The 8,810-nt window shown below is 60.5% G+C and carries 15 protein-coding genes; 2 read left to right on the top strand and 13 right to left on the bottom strand.

Going from position 1 to position 8,810, the window contains the following annotated elements; all coding sequences use genetic code 11:
- Positions 1-4: 4 nt before the first annotated feature.
- Both ACVISU_RS41615 and ACVISU_RS41610 read right to left on the bottom strand, forming a co-directional pair.
- Positions 5-1,366 carry an AAA family ATPase gene (locus ACVISU_RS41615; RefSeq protein ID WP_456711019.1) on the bottom strand — a complete coding sequence of 454 codons (1,362 nt, stop codon included), beginning with the start codon at positions 1,364-1,366 and terminating at the stop codon, positions 5-7.
- 409 nt (positions 1,367-1,775) lie between these two features.
- The gene (locus ACVISU_RS41610; protein ID WP_194483211.1) at positions 1,776-2,612 is read right to left on the bottom strand and encodes a helix-turn-helix domain-containing protein; all 837 of its coding nucleotides are present in this window, start codon (positions 2,610-2,612) and stop codon (positions 1,776-1,778) included.
- An 83-nt stretch (positions 2,613-2,695) separates the two neighbouring features.
- Between ACVISU_RS41610 and ACVISU_RS41605 the strand changes: the two genes are divergently transcribed.
- Both ACVISU_RS41605 and ACVISU_RS41600 read left to right on the top strand, forming a co-directional pair.
- Positions 2,696-3,337: a hypothetical protein gene (locus ACVISU_RS41605; protein WP_456711018.1), complete on the top strand. Its 642-nt coding sequence runs from the start codon at positions 2,696-2,698 to the stop codon at positions 3,335-3,337.
- A 247-nt stretch (positions 3,338-3,584) separates the two neighbouring features.
- Positions 3,585-4,304, top strand: a complete 720-nt coding sequence (locus ACVISU_RS41600) for a helix-turn-helix domain-containing protein (protein WP_155258510.1) — start codon at positions 3,585-3,587, stop codon at positions 4,302-4,304.
- Between the two features lie 11 nt (positions 4,305-4,315).
- Here the strand turns inward: ACVISU_RS41600 and ACVISU_RS41595 are convergent, their stop codons facing one another.
- The 11 genes from ACVISU_RS41595 to ACVISU_RS41545 all read right to left on the bottom strand — a co-directional run bounded on the left by ACVISU_RS41595 (position 4,316) and on the right by ACVISU_RS41545 (position 8,807).
- Positions 4,316-4,597: a hypothetical protein gene (locus ACVISU_RS41595; RefSeq protein WP_172647857.1), complete on the bottom strand. Its 282-nt coding sequence runs from the start codon at positions 4,595-4,597 to the stop codon at positions 4,316-4,318.
- A gap of 88 nt (positions 4,598-4,685) precedes the next feature.
- Complete coding sequence (locus ACVISU_RS41590; RefSeq protein ID WP_028340910.1) at positions 4,686-4,910, bottom strand: hypothetical protein; 225 nt, start codon at positions 4,908-4,910, stop codon at positions 4,686-4,688.
- 211 nt (positions 4,911-5,121) lie between these two features.
- Positions 5,122-5,316 (bottom strand): hypothetical protein, encoded by a 195-nt coding sequence (locus ACVISU_RS41585; RefSeq protein ID WP_194483209.1) that lies wholly within the window; start codon positions 5,314-5,316, stop codon positions 5,122-5,124.
- A gap of 10 nt (positions 5,317-5,326) precedes the next feature.
- A complete protein-coding gene (locus ACVISU_RS41580; RefSeq protein ID WP_028340908.1) occupies positions 5,327-5,596 on the bottom strand; it encodes a hypothetical protein in 270 nt (89 codons plus the stop codon).
- Entirely contained in the window at positions 5,589-5,960 is a 372-nt protein-coding gene (locus ACVISU_RS41575; protein WP_194483208.1) for a hypothetical protein, read from the bottom strand. The genes ACVISU_RS41580 and ACVISU_RS41575 overlap by 8 nt, the downstream gene beginning before the upstream one ends.
- On the bottom strand, positions 5,957-6,202 hold the full coding sequence (locus tag ACVISU_RS41570) for a hypothetical protein (protein ID WP_194483207.1): 246 nt from the start codon (positions 6,200-6,202) through the stop codon (positions 5,957-5,959). The genes ACVISU_RS41575 and ACVISU_RS41570 overlap by 4 nt, the downstream gene beginning before the upstream one ends.
- Positions 6,202-6,396 carry a hypothetical protein gene (locus ACVISU_RS41565; RefSeq protein ID WP_194483206.1) on the bottom strand — a complete coding sequence of 65 codons (195 nt, stop codon included), beginning with the start codon at positions 6,394-6,396 and terminating at the stop codon, positions 6,202-6,204. Before ACVISU_RS41565 ends, ACVISU_RS41570 begins: the two co-directional genes overlap by 1 nt.
- Positions 6,393-6,554, bottom strand: coding sequence for a hypothetical protein (locus ACVISU_RS41560; protein ID WP_194483205.1), 162 nt, complete (start codon positions 6,552-6,554; stop codon positions 6,393-6,395). The genes ACVISU_RS41565 and ACVISU_RS41560 overlap by 4 nt, the downstream gene beginning before the upstream one ends.
- The gene (locus ACVISU_RS41555) at positions 6,554-7,312 is read right to left on the bottom strand and encodes a hypothetical protein (protein ID WP_194483204.1); all 759 of its coding nucleotides are present in this window, start codon (positions 7,310-7,312) and stop codon (positions 6,554-6,556) included. Before ACVISU_RS41555 ends, ACVISU_RS41560 begins: the two co-directional genes overlap by 1 nt.
- A 17-nt stretch (positions 7,313-7,329) precedes the next feature.
- Positions 7,330-7,689, bottom strand: coding sequence for a hypothetical protein (locus tag ACVISU_RS41550; protein ID WP_194483203.1), 360 nt, complete (start codon positions 7,687-7,689; stop codon positions 7,330-7,332).
- A gap of 2 nt (positions 7,690-7,691) precedes the next feature.
- Positions 7,692-8,807, bottom strand: a complete 1,116-nt coding sequence (locus ACVISU_RS41545; protein ID WP_194483202.1) for an ATP-dependent DNA ligase — start codon at positions 8,805-8,807, stop codon at positions 7,692-7,694.
- Between the last annotated feature and the right edge of the window lie 3 nt (positions 8,808-8,810).

Genomic DNA, 8,810 nt, shown 5'->3' with positions numbered 1-8,810 from the left:
GGAATCAAAAATCTAGCTTCGTGAAGAGGCCGGTCTTCTCGTTGAAGCCGACGTCGACCGAGCCTGTGTTGCCGGCGATGCGCTTGAGACGCACCTTCGGGATGAAGATGGTTCGTTCGTTCGGCGCCTCGTCTGGACGCATAGCGTGGACCACGATGCCGAGGTCCGGCTTGTTCGCCCAGTGCGCCGAGTCCGAGATGTTGTAGAGCCCGGGGACCATCTTGCCCTCCAGCTTGGTCGGGTGCGCTACAACGCAGGTCGCGCAACCGAACCGATTGCCGAACCGCTTCATCTTCTTGATCGCCTTGCCGACGTACTCGGTCAGCGACAGCGAGTTGGGCCGATTGTGCTCCAGCTCGTTCCAAGGGTCGATCATCAGCATCTTCACGCCGTAGCGGAAGACGGCTGCCGCAGCCTTGTCGAGCACGAAGTCCAGATCGACCTCGGTGTCGTCGTTCTCGTCGTAGTCGATGAAGTAGAAGTAGCGCTCGACGAATGCCTCGGCTCTCTTCCGCTCCTCATGCGACCACGCAGCCCGTTCCTTTTCGAGGAACGCAGTCATCAGTTCATTGGCCAGGAACGGCTTCACCGACTTTTCGCCGGAGAACATCGCGATCGGCCACTTGTGTCTCATGGCCAACCGCACCGCGACCTGGTTCATGAAGGTCGACTTGCCGACGTTGGGGATACCGGTGCAGACGATGAACTGTCCCTGGTAGAACTTCATCTTCTCGTCCAGCTCCTTCGAGATGCCGGCCTCGACCATCTCCGGGATCGCGATCTCGGGATAGTCGGACAGCTTGAAGAGACCCTTGACGGGCCACTCCTTGGCGTTCTCGATCAGCTCGCGCACCTTCTCCGCGCCGAGGTACTTCTTGACCTCGTTCAGATCCTTGCACGCTCGCAGCTCGCCGGTCTTCTTGTCGGGCACCACCTCGTCATCCGGGAACTGGACCCAGAAGCATTTGGCGGGGCCGATGCGTCGGACCAGCTCCTTCGCCAGCCGGCGGCCAGGCTCGTCGGCATCTGTTGCGATGATGTGATACTTCACCGCCATGATCCGCTGCATGTGACGGACCATGAACGAGAACTTGTCATCGTCCTCCGGATCGACATCGCTGGCGTCGTCCGGAACATCGATCAGGTTGCCGTTCTTGTCGCGGGCAGGGGGTGCGCCATCGGGGACGGATACGATCGTCTCGTAGCCGGACTCCTTGCCGGCCTGGACGTCGAACTCGCCCTCGACCCAGATCAGCGAGTCCGTGCCGGCTTCCAGGCGTGCCATCGTGTCCTCGTTGAGGAGGACGTCGGCGTTGTAGAGCGTTTTGACGGCGCCCTTCTTCTGCATGAACCGCGCGCTCGCCATCCTGCGCCCACCGGTACTTGCAGTTCACCTCGACGCCGTGCTCGTAGTAAGGGAAGCAGAGGACGTTGCCGCGTTCATCCGGCAGAACGACGAGGTTGTCCTGCGAATCTCGCGAGAGACGCCCGCTGAAGGTCCCCATATCCACCGCCATTTCGCTGGTGAGGCCTCTGTCCTCGATCCCCCTGGCGTGCTTCTCGCTTAGCATTCTCGTAGCTGCTCCATGTGCAGTGATGACAGTTCCAAACCACGCCTGAGGCGTCGATCTTGACGCTCAGGCATTTGAGTTTCTTGTGAGCCCCCTTCCGCCTGTGGGAGCAGTTCGGGCAGATGGCGTACTGGGTGCCCATCTTCAGGGATCGGACCTTGATGCCGTTCTCCTGAAGTGCCTTCTCGACATCGACCCCCGCCATCAGATCGCCATCCCTGGTCGACCTCGCGGCCGAGCTGGTGCGCGCTCGGTTTCCCATCGGGCCTGGTTGAGCCAGACCACAGCGGCTGCGATGAACTTCTCGCGGGTCGGATCTTCCCGGACGTCGGCGTTCATCCGATCGGCGTAGTGTCGGAGACCAGCCATCAGGTCCACGAACTCGACCTCGTCCTCGTCATGGATCTTGTCGAGCTTGCGGAGCGCTTCCTTTTTGCTGTCGCCTCGCTTCTTCGGGTAGAGCTTCCAGAACTGATCCCGATAGTCCTCCGGCCACGGCGCTGTCTTGCGCGGCTTCTTCCGGTTAGCTTTGGGTTCATCTGATTGGTTCAGTGTGGGTTCAACTGATAGGTTAGGCGGCACCTCATGCCGGTGGTCACCGGCACCAGATTCCGCACCCACCGGCACGTCGTTCCGGTCCCCACCGGAATCTGATGCCTCTGACTCCGGCATTTCCTGCCGCGGCACGTCGTTCCGGTCCTTATCGTTGTCGTTTGCTGCAGTTTTCCTGGAGCTACCACCGGAACGAGATGCCGGTGGTTCTTCCGACGAGCCGGCAGCAGGCTCCGTCATGTTCAGGTAGATCATGTCCGTGGTATCGCGGCGCTTGACGCGGCGGATCAGGTTCATGTCTTCGAGGTCGGTCATAGCGTTGCGGACTGCGCGCACGCACGCCTCAACCTCGTCGGCGATCCGCTGCTGCGATGGCCAGCACGCACCATCGGCATCGTTCGCTCTGTTGGCGATCGACATCAGCACAGCCTTGCGGAGCGTGCTGCCAGTCTTGATCTTTCTCGCCCAGGATTGCGCGTCGAAGCTCATTCGTTAGTTCCCTTGGATTTGACCCGCTCAGCGGGATCGTGTATTTGCAGTAATGCAAATGAAAATGCAAGCCACGACATTTCGTGCCTGCTCAACTCGAGTCACACACCAGAATGGGTTCTATCCTCGTCGCCGGTCTTGACCCGGCCTTCGCCAATTTCGGCATCGCCAGAATGCGTCTCGACCTCGACAGCCTGGAGCTGTCGCTGGAGGCCGTCAGGACGCTCAGCACGCGAGCGGTCGAGAAGGCAGCACGGAAGGTGGTCCGGAAGAACAGCGACGATCTGCGCCGCGCCAAAGAGCTGCACGATGGCTTTCACGAGGCCATCGCCGGCTGCAAGGTAGCGTTCGGCGAGATCCCGACAGGAACCCAGGGACAGCGCGCCGCCTTAGGCTTTGGCGTAGCGCTCGGCGTACTGGCATCGTGCCCGATCCCGATCATCCAGGTGATGCCAGTCGAGACCAAGATGGCCAGCGTCGGCGATCCCAAGGCCGAGAAGCCGGCGATCATCGCTTGGGCCGCGCAGCGCTATCCGGACACCGAGTGGAAGCGATATCACGAAAACGTGATGTACCGAGGAAAGCGCACGAGGAGCGCAGGCGATTTGCACGAAGACAATGAGCACGCTGCGGACGCTACCGCCGCCTGCCACGCAGGAATCAAAACAGACCAATTCAAGCAATTGATGGCGCTGTGGAAAGCGGTAGGATTTGCAGGAAGCTAACAAATCGTTACTTTCCTGAATGTTTCCATATGGTTCCCTTGGTGGGCCAGACCGAGAACAAAAAACCGTTTGCAATTGAGCGAAACCGGCCTTACAGGTTTGCGTTAGCATCCGTGCAAACGGAGGGAACCAAGTATGTTTTGCATTTTGAATCTTTCTAGACCTCATTAGCCGCGCTGATTTGTCAGCGTTTGCTGATCATCTTAACGGTTGCGCTGCGGAAAGCATGTTATTGGAGGGCCGCCAAGTGTCTGAAGCGGTATTAGAAATGAAAACCCCGAAGAAGATCGTGATCGAGTGGATCGATCACATCCTCGACCGGAAGAAATGGGACGGAACACGTCTCGCGCGTGAAGCAAAGCTCGCGCCTTCCACCATATTGCGCCTACTCAACGATCCTGAACATCCATTTATTCCCACCCTGAAGACCCTGCAGAAGATCGCGGAGGCCTCCGGATATCCGATCCCTCGCAAGGTGACTGAAGCTCTCGGCGCTCCGAAGATGGAAGCACCGGAGAACGGTGAAGAGGAATCCAGTAGCGGGAGTAGTGAGTCTCGCCGGGCTCGTCTGCGGACGTTCCAGGTCGAGCTTCGCCATGTGTCGTCGCTGCCGGCTTCGCTGCAGGCTGCCACGACGTCGGCTCGGCGGGAGGGAACGTATGTTCCTGCTCCGGCCCAGCTGGCGGACGACGAGACTGCGTTCGCGTTCTACATGCCGGACGACAGCTTCGAGCCGTGGGTGAAGTCTGGCACCCTGATGTACGCTACCAAGCGCAGGGATCCAGTGCGGAACGATGTTTTGGTGGTGACCGACAAGAACGAGCGCACCAAACTGCGCCTGCTCCTCGGCATCGATGAAGACGGCCTTCGCATGCTGAAGCAGTTCGGCAGCGAAGAGGAAGAGCGGCTTGGGTTCGACGATATCAAGGATATCGCCATCCTCGTCGGCTTGATCAAGACGATCTAAGGGCAGGGGCCTCAGCCCCCGCCCTCGACATCGAATGTCCTCTCGATACCTGCGACCAGAGCATCAATGCGTGGCACTGATGCCGTCAGGTCGTAGATGTCGAGGCCGTTACGAAGTTCCGTCAGTCGCTTGAGCCAGGCCTCGTCGTTAGCGACCTTCTGGACGTTGACGATGCTCTCCCACTTTTCCTGGTTGATGGAGAGCGTCACCTTCTCGATCTCGAAGTCCAGGAAGTCGATGAACTCCTTGATCGGGATCGCGACCTTGTCCATCGCCGGTTCAATGATCAGCATCTGCTGACATATCTCCTCCAACATTCCGTGGAGGCGGCTCTGGAATCGAGCGTTGATCGGCTGCGGTCGCACAGCCGGCTCGACAGTCCTAGTTTGCTTTTTCGCCATTTGCTGACGCACCTTTCTTCAAGGCTTTCATGCGAACGTTCGTTTCGATCGCCTTGAGATCCTCTTTGGTCGCCCGCCATGGCTTCAGGCCGCGATCGAGCGCAGCCAGGGCCAGGGCGATCGCCTTGGTGGCGCCGCGCAATTCGTATTTGCTTATTGCCTGAGGCGTCAGACCGAGCCACTCGCCCAGCTTCGCATGGGTCAAGTTCCTAGAAAGCCTCCAGGCCCGGATTTCCGTGCCCGAAAGGAATTTCTCGGATGCAGCTCGCCTTCCTGTTGGCATGGTTTTGTTTCCCAATGCACACAAAAACGAACTGCATTTGCGCAGTCGTGACGAGGTGCTGGTGGCACCTTTTCACAGGAAGTGCAAATATTAATGCGGCGTCAATTCGGCAAGGCAGACCTGCCGATCTTAATCACGCCGCATTTGAGATCGGCGCAGCAACGATCCGCGCTGGATGGCCCAGCTTCCATTGCTCTTGAACCACCAGCAGGGCAGACGCTCGCGCTGTCGGCTCACACACGACCTTCCACTTCGGCGGCTTTTCGGTGCGCATAAACGCCACGACAACCACCAACTGTTCGGCCTTCGCTCGATTCCGCTGTTTCATGTCTCCTCTTCTATATCGCCTCCACGAATTTCTCAATCGGGCCGTCCAGCTCGTCGAAGGCGTTGACGATCGAACGGTCGCGCTTGTCATCGACCCAAATCACGATCGTTACGACGACACCTTGTTCACTAGTGTACCGTTCGATCTGGTCGACGACGCCATCCGTGCCGGGCGGCATGGTGTGCTCGATGTCATCGTGGTCTGCTCCCTTCGTTTCGATGAGCGTTTTGATCTTCTGGCCCCGCGTCAGGCCGCGCCACTGTGCCAGTCGCTCAGCCATAGACGATCTCGCCGAGCACGCAGGCCTGAAGGAAGACGTCCGCCGTCTCGGCATCACCGGTCTCTTCGATGATCTCGGCGACGCGATGGGGGTGGTTCTTCATCAGCCACGCCAGGCCATCCTTCACCTTGTCCGGCGTGAAGCTGTGCGTCACGCTGTCCTCGTCGGCCAGCACCTCGATCTCGAAGTCGCCGTCCCAGACCTTCGGGTCGGAATACCACGGGCCCTCCGTTGCCCGCTCTTTGCCCTTCTTCGAGTGGAAGCGTTCGAGCCAGTGGTTCGAGCCGCCTTCCAGTGCGGTGACGATCTGGTCGGCGAGCTGTTGCGCCGTAAGGGCGGGCGCCTCGATGGTGGTCGCAGTCATGATGCAATCCTCTTGATGTAAGCCATGTCGATTTCCCCGAAGCGTCGGGGCATCTTGGCGCGCACAGCTGCGCACCAGTCCTTCTTGGTGGGGATCTCCTTGACCTTGCGGACCGGAGCGCACTGCTCGCAGACCGCGACGTCGGATCTTCTGTGCCAGTGCCTGGTCAGGCCGAAGCAGAAGCAGCAGTTCTCCGCTGGCTCGGGAAAACTGGTGCCGTCATGCACGATGGAGATCGGCATCAATTGGTCACTTCTTCAGCGACCATCTCGTGGATCTCAGGATCCTCGCACTCGTCGCTGCACTGGTGGCAAAGCGAGACGAAGTTGTTGTCGCTCCTCTGAGCCATTTCGATAGCCTCCTCCTTCGAGTTGGCCCAGAAGCGGCCCATGTACTTGCTGGCTGTGACGCAGCCGACGACGCTGTATTGCTTCATGGTTGATCCTGATCTCCGTATCCGTCCTGGTTGCGATCGACGCGCCGATACTCTCGTGCGGTCTTCTGCACTCGGTGGTCCTGGCGGTTGGTGCGGATTACGGTCTCGATGTCGTCATCGTCGTAATCGCGGTCGAGAAGGGTGATGATGCTGAACATCAGGCAACCTCCAGACTCCGGTTGAAGTTGTTCTTGCCGGCGCCGTGGATGGCGATGGTGATGTCGGCATTGGCCTTGGTCCGGTTGCCACCGCACAGCATGCAGGAGGCGCACTGGACGGCCTTGCCCATCTCCGCCGATGCAGGGCAGTGACCCTCGCCCGGGAGCTTCGGATCGGCCTTGCCTCGGACGCGATAGGTGCGGAAGCCGAGAGCCTTGGCGAGCACGCGATCGACCTCGGTGTCGCAGGACGCCATGCAGAAGTCGGCCAGCTCGGGGATCTCGCGCCACATGTGCGTGTATCCGGTGAGGTCGGCGACCTGGCTCAGCGCCGTCTTCCAGACCTTGACCGGCACAGCTCCCGGATCACCGTAGGCGCCGACGCGGACGACCTTGCGAGCCAGAAGCTTCCGGGCCTTGGCGAGCGGCACCTCGGGATATTTGCCGCGTGAGTAAGCGTCCCAGACCACGCGAGGACCGCGCATCAGGGTGACGTAGCAGGAGCGGCCGACGTTGGTCAGCAGACCCGTCTTGTGGTCCCTGACGACCTTGCCGCGGTGAGGGCAGGTGCCGCAGATCGAGATGTCGTCACCGGTCTGCACGGCCTTCATCGGGTTGATGCCGTCGCGCAGGATGTAGATCTGAACCATCGGTCCAGTCTTTGAATTGGAGCCACCGTCCTCGAGTCCGGTGGCAATGCAAATAATCTGCTGGCCGTCGATCACGGACGGGCCGCGGTACAGAACGATGCCGTTCACGGGTCTCTCCTTTGCATTCATGCAACTAACAGGTCATGGTTGGGCTTGGTCAGGGCCAGCTCGCGCTCAGCCCTCACCAGTTGCCGGCTGAGGATTTGGATTTGCTTGTTCTTGCGAGCCTTGAAGTCGCGGAGGGCATCAGCCTCGGTCTCCGCAAACCTCTTCTTGTGCGCAGTGAGCCGGACGAACTCACCGCAGCAGTAGGCGCCCTTCGGCGTCCGGCGATCGACGTGGTACCACCGCATCTCCAGGCGGGGAGCGGTGACGCCGTACTCTTCGCGATCGGCGTCGATCACGTAGGAGTAGCTCTTCGCTTCGCAGCGCCAGAGGACATCGACGCCCTCTGGCACCGGGCCATGCGGATGGTGCAGCTTCATGGTCAGTCGACGCGACCGTCCTGGTGGAAGTCGGTCACGACCGGGAAGCGCAACATCCCGTCCGGCGTGAAGCCGAAGTGACGCACCGTTCCCTCCTTCGGCGTCTTGCCGGCGCGGCATTGAGCCAGCAGTTCGGCCGCGAACTCCTGGGAGCCCCGCATGCCGGAGCCGCATTCCTGGCCATCCGGCATCTGGAGGACGACGCGCTTGGCGACGCCGGACCAGTTGCCTTCGCCTTCCTCGACGCGGAGGATCGGGAACTCCTCGGTCACGAAGCGCTTCCGCTTCATGAGCGACCAGGGCCTGCTGTCGTACTGATACGGTTCGTTGAAGCGAACCATCTGGCCTTCGTAGCCCAGCTCCACGGCCTCGACCTCGGCGGCGTCCAGCTCCTCCAGGTTGCCCACCTTGGTGGTCGGGACGTAGATCAGCTGCGGATGACCGATCTTGGCGAGCAGCTCCTTCAGCTTCTCCGTGCGCTCGGCGAACGGCGCCGGGCTTGGAAGGTCGTAGATGTGATACTGGATCAGCTCGACGGCGCGAGCGGCCTGCTCGGGCGTGGCCTTCTGCTTGCGGATGATCGATCCCAGGCCGTTGAAGTCGGCCTTGAAATCGTGGTTGTACAGCTCGCCGTCGAACTCGATGCCGTCGTGCGCGCTGAACAGCGGCTCCAGCGCTGCCATCAGGTGACCGCAGTTGAAATGCGGCTGATACTCGCGGGAGGTCGCGCCCCACTTCCGGGTCATCATGGCGCGGATGCCATCGAGCTTCGGCTGTGACCAGACGCCGTCAGCGTAGGGGACGTCCTTCTTGAAGTCGTCCCAGGTCTCGGCGAGCATCGGGCCATTCGGCACGAACTCGAGTTCCGGGATCGTGCGGCGATACTCGCGCTTCAGCTTCTTGGCTTCTTCAGCCGAGGCCTCTAGCGCTGCCTGCTGCTCCGGAGTCGTGGCGTTGGCCTTGCCGACGTTCTTCGGCTTGGCTGTCTTCCACTTGCTCTCGACCATCTTGCCGCCGTGGATGCCGGCGATGACGCGATAGTCCGCGCCGTTGACCTCGACCTGCCAGCTGCGGATCTTGCCGTCCGAGCCACGCTTGAAAATCTGTTCAGTGATCATGAT

Source organism: Bradyrhizobium sp. USDA 4452 (assembly GCF_054063575.1).
The sequence above is the reverse complement of the archived record's forward strand: the minus strand, read 5'-3'. Positions and strand labels throughout refer to the sequence as shown.